Source organism: Nocardiopsis prasina DSM 43845 (assembly GCF_000341265.1).
Lineage (GTDB): Bacteria > Actinomycetota > Actinomycetes > Streptosporangiales > Streptosporangiaceae > Nocardiopsis > Nocardiopsis prasina.
This window is the reverse complement of sequence record NZ_ANAE01000178.1, coordinates 1-17,056: the sequence shown is the minus strand read 5'-3', so window position 1 is coordinate 17,056 and position 17,056 is coordinate 1. Positions and strand designations below refer to the sequence as shown.

Genomic DNA, 17,056 nt, shown 5'->3' with positions numbered 1-17,056 from the left:
GGACGGGACCCCCGCCGTTACCGGTCTTGACGCGCACCACACGAGCCCGCACACTGCTCAGTGCGCCCGGCCACCGCGCCCGCGTGGCGGGGCGCCCAGGAGCGCACCGGCACGAGCGAGGGACCAGGGCATGCCCCCACCGCGTGGCCCCGTCATGCACGACGTCGCCCGGCTGGCCGGAGTGTCCCACCAGACCGTCTCCCGCGTCCTCAACGCCCACCCCGGGGTGCTCCCCGGGACCGAGGCCCGCGTCCGCGCGGCCATCGCCGAACTCGGCTACCGCCGCAACTCCTCCGCCCGCGCCCTGGTCACCCGCAGATCGGGACTGGTCGGCGTGCTCACCACCGTCCCCGACCACCCGGACACCGTCCGCGCGCTGGTCGGTATGGAACGCGCCCTGAGCGCCACCGGCCGCACCCTGCTGTACGCCGGAGCCGCGCCCGAGGACCTGCCCGCGGCGGCCGAACGCCTACTGGAACACGCTCCCGACGGCTGCGTGGCCCTCGTCCCCGGCCAGGAGGGGCAGCTCGGGTCCCTCCACCACCCTCCGCCGACCGTCGTGGTCGACGCGGACCCCGGCACCGCACACCACCCCCTGGCGACGGTAGGAACCGACCACCTCGGCGGCGCCCGAGCCCTCACCCGCCACCTGCTCGGACTCGGGCACGGCACGGTGCACCACGTCGCCGACGGCTCCCCGGGGCACACGGCCCGCACCCGAGGCTGGCGCGCGGCCCTGGAGGAAGCCGGGGCGCGTGTTCCCGTCCCCGAGATCCCCGCCGTGACCGGACCGGACGCCGGTCACGCCGCCGGACTGGCACTGGCGGCCCAACGTGCGGCGGGGGAGGAGGTCACCGCCGTCCTGGCCGCCGACGACCTCCTCGCCCTCGGCCTGCTGCGGGCCTTCGACGAGTCCGGCCTGCGCGTCCCCGGGCAGGTCAGCGTCGCCGGGTTCGGCGACCGTCCGGAGGCGGCCCACCTCGTCCCCGCGCTCACCACCGCCGCCTGCGACCCCGCCGAGGTCGGTGAGGCCGCCGTGGGCCTGCTCCTGAACTTGCTCGCCGCCCCCGGGAGGGACCCGGTCGCGCCCCAGCTCGTCCCGGCCCGCCTACGCGTACGCGGGAGCACCGGGCCGCCACCCGTGCGCCGCCGCTGAACCCCGGCGCCGGGCCCCGCGATGATCACCGTCACTCCGGGCAGCCGGACCACCCGCGAACGGGTGTCTTGGGAGACCCGCCCTGTGGACAGTGGTCGGAACGGCCCGGGGGAGAACTACCCTGAAAACCGTGGCAGGCCGGATCAAAGACGAAGACATCGCCCTCGTACGCGAGCGCACACCCATCGCTGACGTGATCGGTGAGTACCTCCAGCTGCGCAATGCCGGAGGTGGCTCGCTCAAGGGGCTCTGCCCCTTCCACGACGAGAAGTCCCCCTCCTTCAACGTCACCCCCGCCAAGAACCTCTTCTACTGTCTGGCGGGGGAGACCCGGGTGCTGACCCGGGACGGGGTCAGGCCCATCCGGGAGCTGGCCGGGGGCAGACACACGATCCTCACCAGGAGTGCCACCTGGGTGGAGGCTCCCTTCTACTCCTTCGGTGAGCAGCGGCTGATGCGGCTCACCCTCAGCAGGAACGGCCAGCACAAGGAGATCCACGCCACCCCCGAGCACCGGTGGTTCGTGCAGTCCGGCAAGGACCGGTCGAAGGTGCGTGAGGTCACCACCGAGGAACTGCGCCCCGAGCACCGGCTCGCCCACGTCTTCCCGCCGAAGAAGGTCACCCGGACCACGCCCTCGCCGTTCGGTATCGCGCACGGGATCACCTTCGGTGACGGCACCCGCCACGGGCGCGGCAGCATGGCCCAACTGGACGCGGAGAAGGACCCCGCGCTGCTCAAGTGGTTCCCCAACAGTGAGACGTCGCAGAGCGGTCGCCAGATCCTTGTCCACCACCTGCCCGGGCACTTCAAGGACCTGCCGTCACTGGAGGAGTCCCACAGCTACCTCTACGGGTGGCTCGCCGGGTACCTTGCCGCCGACGGTCACGTCGCCAAGGACGGAACGGTCCTGCTCAACTGCGCGGACCGCTCCGTGCTGGAGCACGTCCGCGCGGTCGCGACCAGGCTCGGGATCGGCACCTACGGCATCACCGAGCAGGTACGCGAGGGATTTCCCGGCAGGGAGCCCTCCTCGATCTTCCGGGTGCACTTCGTCAACGAGGACCTGACCGAGGAGTTCCTCCTTCACGAGGAGCACCGTCTGCGCTTCACGAGTGCGGAGAAGAAGTTCGCCCGCAGGGGCTGGACCGTGCGCTCGGTGGAGGACACCGACCGGTTCGAGGAGGTCTTCTGCGCTGTTGTGGACGATGGTCACGCCTTCGTCCTGGAAGACAACATCCTCACCGGAAACTGCTTCGGTTGCGGGGAGGGCGGGGACGTCATCTCCTTCGTGCAGAAGATCGACAGCCTCAGCTTCGCGGACGCGGTCGAGTCCCTGGCACGGCAGACCGGGATCGTCCTGCGGTTCGAGGAGGGCGGGCGCAGCAGCCCCCGCAGGGACGAGGGCAAACGGCAGCGCCTGCTGGACGCGCACAGGGCCGCGGCGCAGTTCTACTCCGAGCAGCTCCTGTCACCCGGGGCGGTCGCCGCGCGGCGGTTCCTGGGGGAGCGCGGCTTCAACCGGGTGCACGCCGAGCAGTTCGGGCTGGGGTTCGCCCCCGCGGGCTGGCAGAACCTCACCGACCACCTGCGTCAGAAGGGTTTCACCGACGCCGAGATTATCGAGGGCGGCCTGGCCAGTCAGGGTCGGCGCGGAGCCTACGACCGGTTCCGGAACCGTCTGCTCTGGCCGGTGCGGGAGGTCACCGGGGAGGTCGTCGGGTTCGGGGCGCGCAAGCTCGACTCCGAAGAGGACGGGCCCAAGTACCTGAACTCCCCGGAGAGCCCCATCTTCCACAAGGGCCGCCTCCTCTACGGCCTGGACCTGGCCAAACGGGAGATCTCCAAGCAGGGCAAGGCGGTCATCGTCGAGGGCTACACCGACGTCATGGCCTGCCACGAGGCCGGTGTGACCACTGCGGTCGCCACCTGCGGCACTTCCTTCGGCGAGGACCACCTCAAGATCCTGCGCCGGATGCTGCACGGGCGGCCCAACCACGAGACCCGGGTGGTGTTCACCTTCGACGGCGACAAGGCCGGGCAGAAGGCGGCCGTGCGGGCCTTCGCCGAGGAGCACGGGTTCTCCTCGGAGACCTTCGTGGCCGTCCAGCCCGACGGCCTCGACCCCTGCGACCTGCGCCTCCAGAACGGACCCCAGGCGGTGGTCGACCTCGTGGAGGACGCCACCCCGCTGTACGAGTTCATGGTCCGCAAGACTTTCGAGAACTACGACCTGTCCACGGTGGAGGGCCGGATCGCCGCCCTCGACGCGGCCGCGCCCGTGGTGGCCAGCATCCGCAACGCGGGCACCCGGGAGGCCTACGCCAAGAACCTGGACCGCTGGCTCGGGTTCCTGGACGAGGCCTTCGTGGTGCGCCGCGTCCGCCAGCACATGCGCCAGGGCGGGGCCCGGCCCGCGCCCCAGGCGCCGGTGCCCACGCCGGACGCCCAGAGCGCCCCCTACGACCTGCGCGACCCCTCCGTGCAGCGGGAACGGGAGGCCCTCAAGATCGCGGTCAAGCTCCCGAACCTCGCGCGGGGCTTCGACACGCTCACGGAGGAGGACTTCACCGTCCCCCAGCACCGCGCGGTGCTCCAGCTCATCCGGCAGCAGGGCGGGATCGCCGGGGTGAGCGACCCCGAGACCTGGGCGCTGACGCTCCGGGACGCGGCCCCCAATGACGCGCAACGCGATTTCGTCACGCGCCTCGGCGTGGAGGAGATCAAGTTCTATGGAGAACTCGACGATCATTTCGCCCAGCAAATACTGAGCACAATCAGGACTCATTCCATCAACCGGCGGGAGTCAAACCTGAAATCCGAGCTCCACCGGATTGACCAGGCCGCTCAGCCGGAGGAATACAACCGGGTCTTCGTCGAACTCATGCAGCTTGGCCAGCAGAAACGTGCCCTCCAGCAGTCGGGTTCCACCGGTATGTAGCACCGGGGTGACAATAATAGTTCTCCCTATTGCGGCGGGTTTGCGGGCACAATGGAGTGGTGTCTCCCACAGTCGTGTCCAACGAAATACCACCCGTTCGTCAAGTGGTTCCGCTCCTTCCCGACTCCGGTCGGGGAACGGTGAGCCGTGGGGAGGTCGCGTCGGCTTTGGAAAGCCTCGACGCGCCACCCGACTCCCTGGACCAGACCATCACGGACCTCGCCCGGGCCGGGGTCGACGTGGTCGAGCCGGAGGAGGCGGCGCCGGTCACCGACCCGGGCCGCCGCTCGGGTTCGGACCTGGTCCGCATGTACCTGCGCGAGATCGGCCGGGTGCCGCTCCTGACCGCTCAGGAGGAGGTGGACCTCGCCAAGGCCGTCGAGGCTGGCCTGTACGCCCAGCGCCAGGAACCCGCACCGGGGCACTGCGCGACGGACGAGCTCGCCGCGCTGGTGGAGGAGGGCAGGCGGGCCAAGCGGCGGCTGATCGAGTCGAACCTGCGCCTGGTCGTGTCCATCGCCAAGCGCTACATGGGGCGCGGGCTCCTCTTCCTGGACCTCATCCAGGAGGGCAACCTCGGCCTCATCCGGGCGGTGGAGAAGTTCGACTACACCAAGGGCTTCAAGTTCTCCACCTACGCCACCTGGTGGATCCGCCAGGCCATCACCCGGGCCATCGCCGACCAGGCCCGCACCATCCGCATCCCGGTGCACATGGTCGAGACCATCAACAAGCTCGTCCGGGTCCAGCACCAGCTGCACCAGCAGCTGGGCCGCGAGCCCAGCGTCGCCGAGATCTCCTCCGCCGCCGGCTTCGTCGGGGACCGGGTCCTGGAGATCCAGCGCATCGCCCGCGAACCCGTCTCCCTCCAGGCACCCATCGGCGAGGAGGAGTCCGACTTCGGTGACTTCATAGAGGACTCCGACGCGGTCGTGCCGGTGGAGGCGGCCGCGTTCACCCTGCTCCAGGAACAGCTGCGAGTGCTGTTGGGGGACCTCTCCGAGCGGGAACGGCGGATCATCCGGCTCCGCTTCGGGCTGGCGGACGGCCACCCGCGCACCCTGGAGGAGGTGGGCCGCGAGTTCGGAGTCACCCGGGAACGGATACGCCAGATCGAGGCCAAGACCCTCGCCAAGCTCCGCCACCCCTCGCGCGCGGGCACCCTGAAGGACTTCCTGCACAGCGGATGAGGCACAGGCCAACGTCCGGGGCCCACCGTGGGTTCCCGGGAACGCGGGAACGGCCTCATGTGGCCGACATGGGACGAACGCCCCGTCCTCGTCCCCCGGTGCCCCTACGGTCGAGGTGTGAACGCCTCGCCGACCCCGCCCGAGTCCAGGACGCCCTCCGGACGGCGTCCACTGCTGGTCCTGGGCGCGGCCGCCACCGCCGTCGTGCTGCTCGTGGGGGCACTCGTGCTCAAGAACCAACGCGAACCCGAGCGGATCGGGTACTTCGCCGACTGGAACGTGGCCAACCGCGGCTACACCATCAACGAACTGCGCGGCAGCGGGGCGCCCGCGGACCTCACCCGGATCATGTGGGCCTTCGGCGGTATCGACCGCGACGGCCTGTGCCACATCCCCGAGGACCGCCACGACCAGCCCTGGGAGCTCTACCAGCGGCGCTACGCGGCGGACGAGAGCGTCAGCGGGCAGGCTGACGAGTACGAGCAGGAGCTCGCGGGCGGCCTCAACCAGCTGCGCCAGCTCCGCGGGGAGTATCCGGACCTGGGCGCGAGCCTCTCCCTGGGCGGCTGGAACTGGTCGGTGCACTTCTCCACCGCCGCGCGCACCGAGGAGTCCCGGGAGGCCTTCGTCGCCTCCTGCCTGGACCTGTGGCTGCGCGGGAACCTGCCGGTGCGCGGTGAGGAGCCCCAGGGCGGGGACGGCTCGGGCGCGGGCGTCTTCGACGGAGTCGACCTGGACTGGGAGTGGCCGGGCGGGAGGGGCAACCCCGACAACGTGGAGCACCCCGACGACCCCGCCAACTTCACGCTGCTGGTGGCCGAGTTCCGCCGCCAGATGGACGCCCTCTCCCGGGAGACCGGGCAGGACTACGTGCTGTCCGCGTCACTGCCCGGGGGTCGCGATCACGCCGGAGTCTTCGAACCCGAGGTGTTCGACCACGTCGACTTCGCCACGGTCCAGGGGTACGACTTCTCCGGCCCCTGGAGCGAACGGACCGCGCACCACTCCAACCTGTACGCCCCCGGCCACGACGAGGACGCCAACAGCGTCGACCAGGCGGTCCAGCGCTACCTGGACCTGGGCGCCGACCCCGACCAGATCGTCATGGGCGTCCCGGCCTTCGGACGCGGCTGGCAGGGGGTCCCCGCCCAGGACGAGGGCCGCGGACAGGTCGCCGGGGGCGCGGCCGACGACGACTACGACGGCCCCACCCGTCCCTTCGACCAGCTGGAGGAGATGGACGGTCGCCGCTTCCTGGACGAGGAGGCGGGCGCCTACTGGGTCTACGACGGCGACGAGTGGTGGACCTACGACAACCCCGAGGTGATCTCACTCAAGGGCGCCTACGTCCGCGAGCACGGCCTCGCCGGGATGATGGTGTGGAACCTCGACATGGACCCCGACGGCGCACTGGTCCGCGCCATGCGCGAGTCCATGGACTGATCGGCCCGAGAGCCGCGCCGCGCGCCGAGGTTGCCACCCCACACCGCCCGCGCCACGCTGTGGGCATGGCCGATCCGCACAGCACCATCCCACACCCGGACCTTCCCGCACTCCGCCGCGACCTGGAGGAGGGCGTCCGGGGAACCGTCGCCCTGGACGCGGGCACGCTCGCCCTCTACACCTCCGACGCCTCGAACTACCGGCGCGTACCGCTCGCCGTGGTCATCCCCGAGACCGTCGACGACTGCGTGGCCGCCGTCCGCGCGTGCGCCGCCCACGGGGTGCCGATCATCCCGCGCGGCGGCGGCACCTCCATCGCCGGGAACGCCATCGGTACCGGTGTGGTCATCGACACCTCACGCCACCTGCGCGCCATCCTCGACATCGATCCCGAGGCCCGCACCGCCACCGTGCAACCCGGGGTGATCCTCGACGACCTGCGCGCCGCCACCGCCGAACACGGGCTCACCTTCGCCCCGGACCCCTCCACCCACAGCCGCTGCACCATCGGCGGGATGGTCGGCAACAACGCCTGCGGCTCCCACTCGGTGGCCTGGGGCACCACCGCCGACAACGTGGTCTCCCTCGATCTGCTCCTCTCCGACGGCACCCGGATCACCGTCGGCTCCGAGCACACCGAGAAGGAGTTCGAGGAACTGGCCGCGCGCCCCGGACGGGAGGGGGAGATCCACGCGGCGCTGGCCCGCCTCGTCGAGACCCACCGCGCCGAGATGCGCACCGCCATGCCCGAGTTCCGGCGCCGTGTCTCCGGCTACGGCATCGACCGCCTGCTTCCGGAGAAGGGCCGCGACGTCGCCGCGTCCCTGGTGGGCACCGAGGGCACCTGCGCCATGGTCGTGGGTGCCACCGTCCGCCTGGTCGAGTCGCCGCCCGCCCGCGCCCTGGCGGTGCTGGGATACGACGACGCCCCCTCGGCCGCCGACGCCGTGCCCGGGCTGCTGGAACACTCCCCTCTCACAGTCGAGGGCATCAACGACCGCATCGTGGCCGCCCTGGACCGCCACGGGTCGAAGTCACGGGTGCCGCTGCCGCTCGGCCACGCCTGGCTGCTGGTGGAGATCGCGGGCGCCACCCCGGAGGAGGCGGCCGACTCCGCGCTCAGGATGATCGACTCCCTGGACGAGTCGAGCAGTCCGCGCGACTCCGCCGTGGTCACCGACACCGGTCACCAGAAGGCGCTGTGGCGCATCCGGGAGGAGGGCGCGGGCCTCACCTCGCGCACCCCCACCGGTGCCGAGGCGTGGTCGGGCTGGGAGGACGCCGCCGTCCCGCCGGAGAACCTCGGCGACTACCTGCGCGACTTCGAGGACCTGATGGCCCGGCACGACCGCTACGGGGTCGTCTACGGCCACTTCGGAGACGGCTGCCTGCACGTGCGCATCGACTTCGAGCTCACCCATGAGGAGGGGCGCCGCGAGTACCGGGCCTTCATGGAGGAGGCCGCCGGGATCGTGGTGCGGCACGGGGGCTCGCTCTCCGGCGAACACGGCGACGGCCAGGCCCGCTCCGAACTCCTCTCCCGTATGTACCCGGAGGGCCTCGTACGCGCCTTCGGCGAGTTCAAGCGGGTCTGGGACCCCGACAACCTCATGAACCCGGGCATCATCGTCGACCCGCTCCCGCTGGACGCCGACATCCGGGTGGCCACCGACGTGCGCCCGCGACTCCCGCTGCTCTCCCAGACCTCCCTGGCCTATGGCGAGGACGACGGTGACTTCGCCAAGGCGTTGCGCCGCTGCTCGGGCGTGGGCAAGTGCCGCCGCCAGAGCGGACCCGGCGTGATGTGCCCCAGCTACCAGGTGACCCAGGAGGAGAAGCACTCCACACGCGGCCGCGCCCACCTGCTCTTCGAGATGGCCAACGGCGAGGTGATCACCGACGGGTGGCGCTCGGAGGAGGTCCGGGAGTCGCTGGACCTGTGCCTCTCCTGCAAGGGGTGCCTGAGCGACTGCCCGGTCAACGTGGACATGGCCTCCTACAAGGCCGAGTTCCTGCACCAGCACTACAAGGGGAGGGTGCGCCCGGCCGCGCACTACTCGATGGGCTGGCTTCCCGTGCTGGCCCGCCTGGCCTCCCTGGCCCCGGTGGAGGCCAATCGGATGGTCCGCCTGCCCGGGGTGTCCTCACTGGCCAAGCGGATGGCGGGGGTGGCGGCCGAACGCGACCTCCCGGCCTTCGCCCGCACCACGTTCACCCGCGCGCACCGGCGCCGCCTGAACCGCGGCGAGGGGCGCGCCGGCGGTCCCAAGGTGGTGCTGTGGCCGGACACCTTCGGCAACCTGTTCAACCCGAACGTGCTGGTTTCGGCCGTGCGCGTGCTGGAGGACGCCGGGTTCTCCGTGGTGCTGCCCAGGGGGCAGGTCTGCTGCGGGCTCACGTGGGTCTCCACGGGGCAGTTGGACGTGGCCCGAGCCGTCATGCGGCGGGCGGTGGCGGCCCTGGCTCCACTGGTGTCCCAGGGGCTGCCCGTGGTGGGCCTCGAACCGAGCTGCACGGCCGCCCTCAAGCACGACCTCGTGGAACTGCTGCCGGGGGAGGAGAGCACGCGGGTCGCGGCCGCCGTGCACACCTTCGCCGGGTTCCTCAACGAGTACGCCCCGGACTGGACGCCGCCGCGCGTGGACGCCTCCGCGCTGGCCCAGGTGCACTGCCACCAGCACGCCGTGTCCGGCTTCGACGCCGACCGGGAGCTGATCGCGCGCGCCGGGATCGACGGCGAGGTGCTGGACTCGGGCTGCTGCGGGCTGGCGGGCGACTTCGGGTTCACCGAGGGGCACTACGAGGTGTCCTCGGCGATCGGTGAGCGCGAACTCCTGCCACGGGTGCGCGCGGCCGGGCCCGACACTCTGGTGTTGGCCGACGGCTACAGCTGCCGCACCCAGATCGAGCAGGGGACGGGGCGCCGGGCCCTGCACCTGGCCGAGGCGCTCGCGCTGGGCCTGGATCGCAGGGCCCGGGCCCAGAGCGAGGCCTGACGCGTTCGGGGACGGGGTGGGCTCACACGCCCATCTGTTCGTGGAGGAGGGCCAGGGCCCGGGAGACGGCGTCGGACAGGCGCGGGTCCTCGGGGTCCAGGCCCTCGCCCAGGTGCACCCGCCAGCCGATCTCGCTGCCCAGGGGCGCGCGCCGGGCCACGAGCCGGAAGCCGGTCGCGGACTCGGCGTCGGGGAAGGGCACGAACCGGTTCACCAGGATGGTGGAGGTGACCCGTTCGGCGACGGTCTCGGCGAAGCGCCGGTAGTCCACGGGATCACCGGTGAGCTCGGTGCGCAGCCGCACGGTGTGCTCGCCCGCGCCCTCCTCGACGAACGTGAGGGTGTCGGGGCTCCACCGGGCCTGGTCGATGTCCTGCCAGGGCACGCTGTGCCCGTCGGGCAGGTGGAGGGCGCGGGTGGTGGCCACCAGCACCGCGTCGTCCGCGGAACCCTCGCTGGAGTCCGAGGCCGGGACGCCCCCGGCCGGGGCGGCGACGCGTGCCTGTGAGAGCACCCGCTCGCCGCGCTCCAACCGGGAACGCAACCGCTCGGGGATGTTCTGGCCGAACAGTGGCATCGTCAGGCGTCCCGGTCCTCGGCCCCGCCGCCGTTGGCGCCCGTCCCGGGGCGGGTCCCGTTGGACGGGCCGGTCTCCCACTCGACGAGTTCGATCTCCTCCTCGGTGGGGCGCGCCAGGAAGTCGCGCACGGAGGTGATGGGCATCCTCTCGACGGCCTTGTCGTAGGCGGCGCGGCCCGCTCTGCTGGTCTGCGCGCCGACGACCCCGGCCACCTCCTGGACCAGGGGGCTGTCGGCCACCTTGCGGGCGGTGCGGGCGAGCTGCTCGTAGCGGGCCCGGCCCGCCTTGGCGCCCAGCACGTATCCGATGGCGAGTCCGGCGACGAACGTGATCCGGTAGCGCATGGCTTCCTCTTTACGGCCTTGGTGACGGTCGGCGTGGTCCGTGCCCCGACGTTACCCGGTCGTGCCGCGGGCCACACGGGCCGACACCGGTCACGAGCACTCCCGAAGCGCGCTAGTCTATTCATGTCGCCGAGGCCGCAGTGCCTTGGAGTGGCGCGATCCCGCGTAGCTCAATCGGCAGAGCAGCCGGCTGTTAACCGGCAGGTTACTGGTTCGAGTCCAGTCGCGGGAGCGTGAGAGGAAGGCCCACCGGAGGGATCCGGTGGGCCTTCGTCGTGTGTGCCCTGTTCCGTCCGTTGGCGGGGCTTCTGTCAGGACTTCGGTCCGGTGGCGGGGCGTGCTCGACGGGCGGTGCGAAAGTGCGCCCCGGCCTGAGAAAAAACGTCACAAGCACCCTTGCGGACGCGCTAGGATTAGTGCTGTCGCCGAGGCCGCAGTGCCTTGGAGTGGCGCGATCCCGCGTAGCTCAATCGGCAGAGCAGCCGGCTGTTAACCGGCAGGTTACTGGTTCGAGTCCAGTCGCGGGAGCGTGAGAGGAAGGCCCATCGGAGAGATCCGGTGGGCCTTCGTCGTGTGTGCGGGGGCGACCCCCGCCCGCTGCCGGGCACGTGGGCTCCAACGCGGGGACGAGGGTGGACGTGCTCAGACCCGTCCCATGCCGCCGATGATCAGTTGCCGGTTGCGGTGCGGCATCTGGTAGCTCCCGGGGATGGGGGGAGCGACCGGAAGGGTGCGCCACTTCTGGGCCTGGAGCAGCCCCGGAGGCACGGACTCCCAGCCGTCGAAGAGCGCGGCGATGTCCCGTTCCGAGCGCCAGTACCCGTGCCCCAGCTGGTCGGCGAACAGCTGCTGGAGCTGCTCGGCCCGGAACGCGTCCTTGGGGTGACGGACGGGGTCCGGGCGACAGTAGTGGCTGAGGACCATGTGGCTTCCGGGTGCCAGGGCCCCGCGCAGCTCCGCGATGCCGCGTGCGGCGGCACCGAGGTCGCCCAAATGCGAGACGACACCCGTGAGCAGGAGCCCGACCGGCTGGTCGAGGTCGAGCAGACTCGTCTCGGGGTCGCGCAGGAGGCCCGGGACGTCATCCAACCCGCCGCGCACCGCGGTGGTGGTGCGGCCGTCACGGATCAGGGCGAGGTGGTGGGCGAGCACCACGGGGTCGTGGCTGGCGTAGACGACCCGGGTGCCGGGGAAGCTCTCGTGGGCGATCTCGTGCGGATCCCCCGAGGTGGGCATGCCCGCGCCCACCTGGAGGAACTGTCGGATGCCCAGTTCGGCGGAGAGGTGCCGCACCGCCCGCTGGAGGAAGGCGCGTTCCCCCAGGACGAGGTCGACGAACCCGGCCGCGGTGTTCTCGGCCCTGGCCGCCAGGTCCCGGTCCACCTGGAAGTGGTCCTTGCCCTTGAGATGGAAGGAATGGAGCCGGTTGATGTTGGCCCTGGCCAGGTTGACGGGCGGCGGGGGTTTGGCACGGACGTGATTGTCCCCCGCCTGCCTCAGGAAGTCGGGGGAGGTGAAACGAGACATCGCCGTCCTCTTGCTCTGAGGTGGGGAAGTGCGGTCGACTCCCATGAATCTGGGATGACCCCTCGCGGGGTCGCGTCAAAGGATTCTATTCCGCGTTGGCGCGGTTGTTAACAGAGTCCAGGATACAGGTGGTAAAAATCGTCGCCCGGGCTCTCCCTTGGAGGTGCGGACGCCACGCGTTAAGGCGGGCTTGGGTTGACTTGTGTTTATACACCTAATGTCCATTTTGCGAGGAACGGGGTTCGGGGTGTCCCGTACCGACCCGCCTGCCACGGGGTGAGGGGAGCTCCGGCCCCTTCCCGTCGGGCTTCACGGGGCCCGCGCCGTCCCTGGATCGGGTTCGGTGCCCCCGGCCGCCCCCGGAGCGCCCCCTCCGAAGGACCCGGGTCCTCGGTCCCGAACGGTTCGTCCCCGAAATCGGACGGGACCACTATTGGAAAGGCGGTGGGCAATTTCCCAAAGGTACCCACTGCCTGCGGAAATCCACCGAAGCGCCGTTAAACCATTCGCCGTCCCACCGGAGGGAGGGCGTCGGAATGGCGGGCCCGGCGGGAAGCCCTCGCACTCCTCGGACCCCCGGTCCGCGACCGCCGTTAACCTGGTGGCATGGACCGTCCCCACACCATCCTGAGCTGCGCGATGTCGATCGACGGGCGCATCGACGACACCAGCCCCGAACGCCTCCGGCTGTCCAACGAGGCGGACTTCGCCGAGATCGACGAACTGCGCGCCGGATGCGACGCCATCCTGGTCGGCGCGGGCACCCTGCGGGCCGACGACCCCCGGCTCCTCGTTCGCTCGCCGGCCCTGAGGGAGCGCCGCCGCGAGCAGGGGCGGACCGAGAACCTGATCAAGGCCGTGGTCACCCGGAGCGGCGAAGTGGACCCCGGGGCGCGCCTCTTCTCCACCGGGGACGCCGGGGCGGTCGTCTACACCGGCGGTACCGGGGTGGCCACCGCCACCCGGCTCCTGGCCGGGCGCCCCGACACCGACCCGCCCGCCGAGGTCGTGGACGCGGGTGACCCGCCCACCGCCGAAGCGATCCTGGGCGACCTCGCCGCCCGGGGCGTCTCCCGCCTGCTGGTCGAGGGCGGCGGCCACATCCACACCCTGTTCCTCACCTCGGGCCTGGCCGACGAACTCCGGCTCGCGGTCGCCCCGTTCCTGGTGGGGGAGGAGGGCGCCCCGCGCTTCGTCATGCCGGGCACCTACCCCCACACCCCCGAGGCGCCCATGCGTCTGGTGGAGGCACGCGCCCTCGGAGACGTCGCCGTGCTGCGGTACGTCCTCCACCCCGGGGAGCGGTGATGGAACCGACCGGCACCACCAGCGGACCGGCTCCGGAGGAGGGGGCCGCCGACGCGTTCTGGCTGACGGAGGCGGTGCGGCTGTCGCGTTCCTGCCCGCCCTCCACCACCGCCTACTCGGTGGGGGCCGTCGTGGTGTCCGAGGACGGCCGGGTCCTGGGGGCGGGGTACTCCCGCCGCGACGACCCGCACGACCACGCCGAGGAGGTGGCGCTGCGGGGGATCGCGCCCGAGGACCCGCGCCTGGCCGGGGCGACCGTCTACTCGTCCCTGGAACCGTGCAGCTCCCGGGCCTCACGGCCGCGCTCGTGCACCGCGCTGATCCTGGCCACACCCGTGCGCCGGGTCGTCCTGGCCTGGCGTGAACCGGCGCTGTTCGTGGACTGCGACGGCGCCGAGCGCCTGACCGCCGCGGGGGTCACCGTGGTCGAACGTCCCGACCTCGCCGAGGGTGTCCGCGAGGTCAACGCCCACCTGCTCGGCTGAGGGCCTCCGACAGGGGCCTCCGACCGGAGGCCCCACCCGCCTAGAGGCGGTTCACGTCCGTCACGTGCACCACCGCGCGGCCCTCGGCGTTGGACGCCGCCAGGTCCACCTCGGCACTGATGCCCCAGTCGTGGTCACCGGCGGGGTCGGCGAGGATCTGCCGCACCCGCCACATGTCGTCCTCCTCCTCGATGAGGAGCATCTTCGGACCGCGCGCGTCCGGTCCGGTGCCGATCTGGTCGTGCTCGGCGTAGTACGCCTCCACGGCCTCGGCCCACTCCTCGCCGCTCCACTCGTCGTCCTCGGAGAGCTTGCCGAGGTCGCCGTAGCGCCGCCGCGAGGCCAGCTCCACACGGCGGAACATCTCGTTGCGGACCAGCACCCGGAAGGCGCGGGCGTTCGAGGTGACCGGCCGGACCTTCTCCTCCGCCTCGGCGCCCTCGGCCTCGGACTCCTCCTCGGGGTTGGTGAGCTGCTCCCACTCGTCCAGCAGGCTGGAGTCCACCTGGCGTACCAGCTCGCCCAGCCACTCGATGAGGTCGCGCAGCTCCTCGGTCTTGGAGTCGTCCGGAACCGTCTGGTTGAGGGCCTTGTAGGCGCTGGCCAGGTACCGCAGCACCAGACCCTCGGAGCGGGCCAGCTCGTAGTGGCCCACGTACTCCACGAAGTTCATCGCGCGCTCGTACATGTCGCGGGCCACGGTCTTGGGCCGCAGCGGGTGGTCGCCCACCCACGGGTGACCGCGCCGGTAGACCTCGTACGCGTGGTCGAGCAGCTCCTCCAGCGGCTTGGGGTAGTCGATCTCCTCCAGCCGCTCCATGCGCTCGTCGTACTCGATGCCGTCCATCTTCATTTCCTGGACGGCCTCGCCCCGGGCCTTGTTGAGCTGGGCGCCCAGGATCTGACGCGGGTCGTCCAACGTGGACTCCACCACGGTGAGCGCGTCCAGGTGGTAGGTCGGCGACTCGGTGTCCAGCAGCTCCAGCGCGGCCAGCGCGAACGTGGACAGCGGCTGGTTGAGCGCGAAGTCGGCCTGGAGGTCCACCGTGAGCCGGGCGGTACGGCCCTGGTCGTCCGGTTCGGGCAGGGTCTCCACGATCCCGCCGTCCAGGAGCGAGCGGTAGATGGCGATCGACTCGCGGATGTGGCGCCGCTGCGTCCTGCGATCGTCGTGGTTCTCGGTCAGCAGGTGCTTCATGGCGGTGAAGCAGTTGCCCGGCCGAGCGATGACGCTCAGCAGCATCGCGTTGCTCACCCGGAAACGCGAGTTCAGCGGCTCGGGGTCGGCGTCGATGAGCTTGCGGAAGGTGGCCTCGTCCCAGGACACGAACCCCTCGGGGGCCTTCTTGCGCACCACCTTGCGCCGCTTCTTGCTGTCGTCACCAGCCTTGGCCAGCGCCTTCTCGTTCTCGATGACGTGTTCGGGGGCCTGGGCGACCACGTTGCCGACCGTGTCGAACCCCGCCCGCCCGGCGCGTCCGGCGATCTGGTGGAACTCCCGCGCGCGCAGTCGGCGCACCCGCACGCCGTCGTACTTGCTCAGCGCGGTGAACAGCACGGTGCGGATGGGCACGTTCACGCCCACCCCCAGGGTGTCGGTGCCGCAGATGACCTTGAGCAGCCCCGCCTGGGCCAGCCGCTCCACGAGGCGCCGGTACTTGGGCAGCATCCCCGCGTGGTGCACGCCGATGCCGTGCCGCACGTACCGGGACAGGTTGCGGCCGAACTTGGTGGTGAAGCGGAAGTTGCCGATCTCGTCGGCGATCCGTGCCTTCTCCTCCTTGGTGCACATGTTGATACTGGTCAACGACTGTGCGCGCTCGATCGCCTGCGCCTGGGTGAAGTGCACGATGTACACGGGCGCGTCACCGTTGCCGAGAAGCTCCTCCAGAGTCTCGTGCAACGGGGTGGTCCGGTAGTCGTAGTAGAGGGGGACGGGGCGCTCGGCGGAGGTGACCACCGCGGTCGACCGGCCCGTGCGCTTCTCCAGATCCTCCTCGAACCGGCTGACGTCGCCCAGGGTGGCCGACATCAGCAGGAACTGCGCCTGGGGCATCTCCAGCAGGGGCACCTGCCAGGCCCAGCCGCGGTCCGGTTCGGCGTAGAAGTGGAACTCGTCCATGACGACGGTGTTGATGTCGGCGTCCCGGCCCTCGGCCAGGGCGATCTGGGCGAGGACCTCCGCCGTGCAGCACACGATGGGCGCGTCGGCGTTGACGCTGGCGTCGCCGGTCATCATGCCGACGTTCTCGGTGCCGAAGATCTTGCACAGGTCGAAGAACTTCTCCGACACCAGCGCCTTGATGGGCGCGGTGTAGAACGCGCACTCGTTCCGCGCCAGGGCCGCGAACAGCGCGCCAGTGGCGACCATGCTCTTGCCCGAGCCGGTGGGGGTGTTGAGGATGACGTTCGACCCGGAGACGACCTCGATGAGGGCCTCCTCCTGGTGCGAGTAGAGGGTGAGGCCCCGCTCCTCGGCCCACAAAGCGAACGCCTCGAAGAGGGAGTCGGGTTCTGGTTCGGCCGGAAGCACATCAATGAGACTCACGGTCTCTATACTGCCCGCTCCCCGACCCCCTTCGGGACACACCGGGGTGTTCGTCCCCTCACCTGGCCCGGAACACGGACGGGCACGTCCCCCCAGGGGGAACGTGCCCGTGACCGTGCCGCCGCGTCGATCCCCTAGACGAGGCCGAGCTGCTTGACGGTGTCGCGCTCCTCGACGAGCTCCTGCACCGAAGCGTCGATACGGCCGCGGGAGAACTCGTCGATCTCCAGGCCCTGCACGATCTCCCACTTACCGTTCTTCGAGGTGACGGGGAAGGAGGAGATGAGGCCCTCGGGGACGCCGTAGGAGCCGTCGGACGGGATGGCCGCGGAGGTCCAGTCGCCCTCGGGGGTGCCGTTCACCCAGTCGTACACGTGGTCGATGGCGGCGTTGGCGGCCGAGGCGGCCGACGAGGCGCCACGGGCCTCGATGATCGCGGCGCCGCGCTTGGCGACGGTCGGGATGAAGTCCTTCTCCAGCCAGTCCTGGTCGCCGACGGCCTTGGCGGCGTTGGCGCCGTTGACCTCGGCGTTGAACA

General features: G+C 71.0%; 11 protein-coding genes, 2 tRNA genes and 1 pseudogene. 9 read left to right on the top strand and 5 right to left on the bottom strand.

Features of this window, described 5'->3' with window-relative positions:
• The first annotated feature begins 130 nt into the window (after positions 1–130).
• The 5 genes from D452_RS0121740 to D452_RS0121720 all read left to right on the top strand — a co-directional run bounded on the left by D452_RS0121740 (position 131) and on the right by D452_RS0121720 (position 9,726).
• Entirely contained in the window at positions 131–1,156 is a 1,026-nt protein-coding gene (locus D452_RS0121740; protein WP_026129551.1) for a LacI family DNA-binding transcriptional regulator, read from the top strand.
• 130 nt (positions 1,157–1,286) lie between these two features.
• Positions 1,287–4,097 carry a DNA primase gene (gene dnaG, locus D452_RS31860; RefSeq protein ID WP_026129550.1) on the top strand — a complete coding sequence of 937 codons (2,811 nt, stop codon included), beginning with the start codon at positions 1,287–1,289 and terminating at the stop codon, positions 4,095–4,097.
• 104 nt (positions 4,098–4,201) lie between these two features.
• Positions 4,202–5,287, top strand: coding sequence for an RNA polymerase sigma factor RpoD (gene rpoD, locus D452_RS0121730; RefSeq protein ID WP_026129549.1), 1,086 nt, complete (start codon positions 4,202–4,204; stop codon positions 5,285–5,287).
• Positions 5,288–5,404: 117 nt separating this feature from the next.
• Positions 5,405–6,730 (top strand): glycoside hydrolase family 18 protein, encoded by a 1,326-nt coding sequence (locus D452_RS0121725; protein WP_026129548.1) that lies wholly within the window; start codon positions 5,405–5,407, stop codon positions 6,728–6,730.
• A gap of 65 nt (positions 6,731–6,795) precedes the next feature.
• On the top strand, positions 6,796–9,726 hold the full coding sequence (locus D452_RS0121720) for an FAD-binding and (Fe-S)-binding domain-containing protein (RefSeq protein WP_017546246.1): 2,931 nt from the start codon (positions 6,796–6,798) through the stop codon (positions 9,724–9,726).
• Between the two features lie 22 nt (positions 9,727–9,748).
• On the opposite strand, the gene D452_RS0121715 is transcribed toward D452_RS0121720, so the two are convergent.
• Entirely contained in the window at positions 9,749–10,303 is a 555-nt protein-coding gene (locus D452_RS0121715; RefSeq protein WP_017546245.1) for a hypothetical protein, read from the bottom strand.
• 2 nt (positions 10,304–10,305) lie between these two features.
• Entirely contained in the window at positions 10,306–10,650 is a 345-nt protein-coding gene (locus D452_RS0121710) for a hypothetical protein (protein ID WP_017546244.1), read from the bottom strand.
• A 159-nt stretch (positions 10,651–10,809) separates the two neighbouring features.
• Here D452_RS0121710 and D452_RS0121705 point away from each other — a divergent pair.
• Together D452_RS0121705 and D452_RS0121700 are read left to right on the top strand one after the other, a co-directional pair.
• Positions 10,810–10,882: transfer RNA gene (locus D452_RS0121705), tRNA-Asn, on the top strand.
• Positions 10,883–11,105: 223 nt separating this feature from the next.
• Positions 11,106–11,178, top strand: a tRNA-Asn gene (locus tag D452_RS0121700).
• 114 nt (positions 11,179–11,292) lie between these two features.
• Here D452_RS0121700 and D452_RS0121695 read toward each other — a convergent pair.
• The gene (locus tag D452_RS0121695; RefSeq protein WP_017546243.1) at positions 11,293–12,177 is read right to left on the bottom strand and encodes an SAM-dependent methyltransferase; all 885 of its coding nucleotides are present in this window, start codon (positions 12,175–12,177) and stop codon (positions 11,293–11,295) included.
• Between the two features lie 606 nt (positions 12,178–12,783).
• On the opposite strand from D452_RS0121695, the gene D452_RS0121690 reads away from it, so the two are divergent.
• Both D452_RS0121690 and D452_RS0121685 read left to right on the top strand, forming a co-directional pair.
• Positions 12,784–13,485 carry a RibD family protein gene (locus tag D452_RS0121690; protein WP_017546242.1) on the top strand — a complete coding sequence of 234 codons (702 nt, stop codon included), beginning with the start codon at positions 12,784–12,786 and terminating at the stop codon, positions 13,483–13,485.
• Positions 13,485–13,970: a cytidine/deoxycytidylate deaminase family protein gene (locus D452_RS0121685; RefSeq protein ID WP_017546241.1), complete on the top strand. Its 486-nt coding sequence runs from the start codon at positions 13,485–13,487 to the stop codon at positions 13,968–13,970. The genes D452_RS0121690 and D452_RS0121685 overlap by 1 nt, the downstream gene beginning before the upstream one ends.
• Positions 13,971–14,010: 40 nt before the next feature.
• Here the strand turns inward: D452_RS0121685 and D452_RS0121680 are convergent, their stop codons facing one another.
• On the bottom strand, positions 14,011–16,503 hold the full coding sequence (locus D452_RS0121680; protein ID WP_017546240.1) for a DEAD/DEAH box helicase: 2,493 nt from the start codon (positions 16,501–16,503) through the stop codon (positions 14,011–14,013).
• A gap of 149 nt (positions 16,504–16,652) precedes the next feature.
• A pseudogene (locus D452_RS0121675) lies at positions 16,653–17,056 on the bottom strand (malate dehydrogenase); the annotation flags it as partial.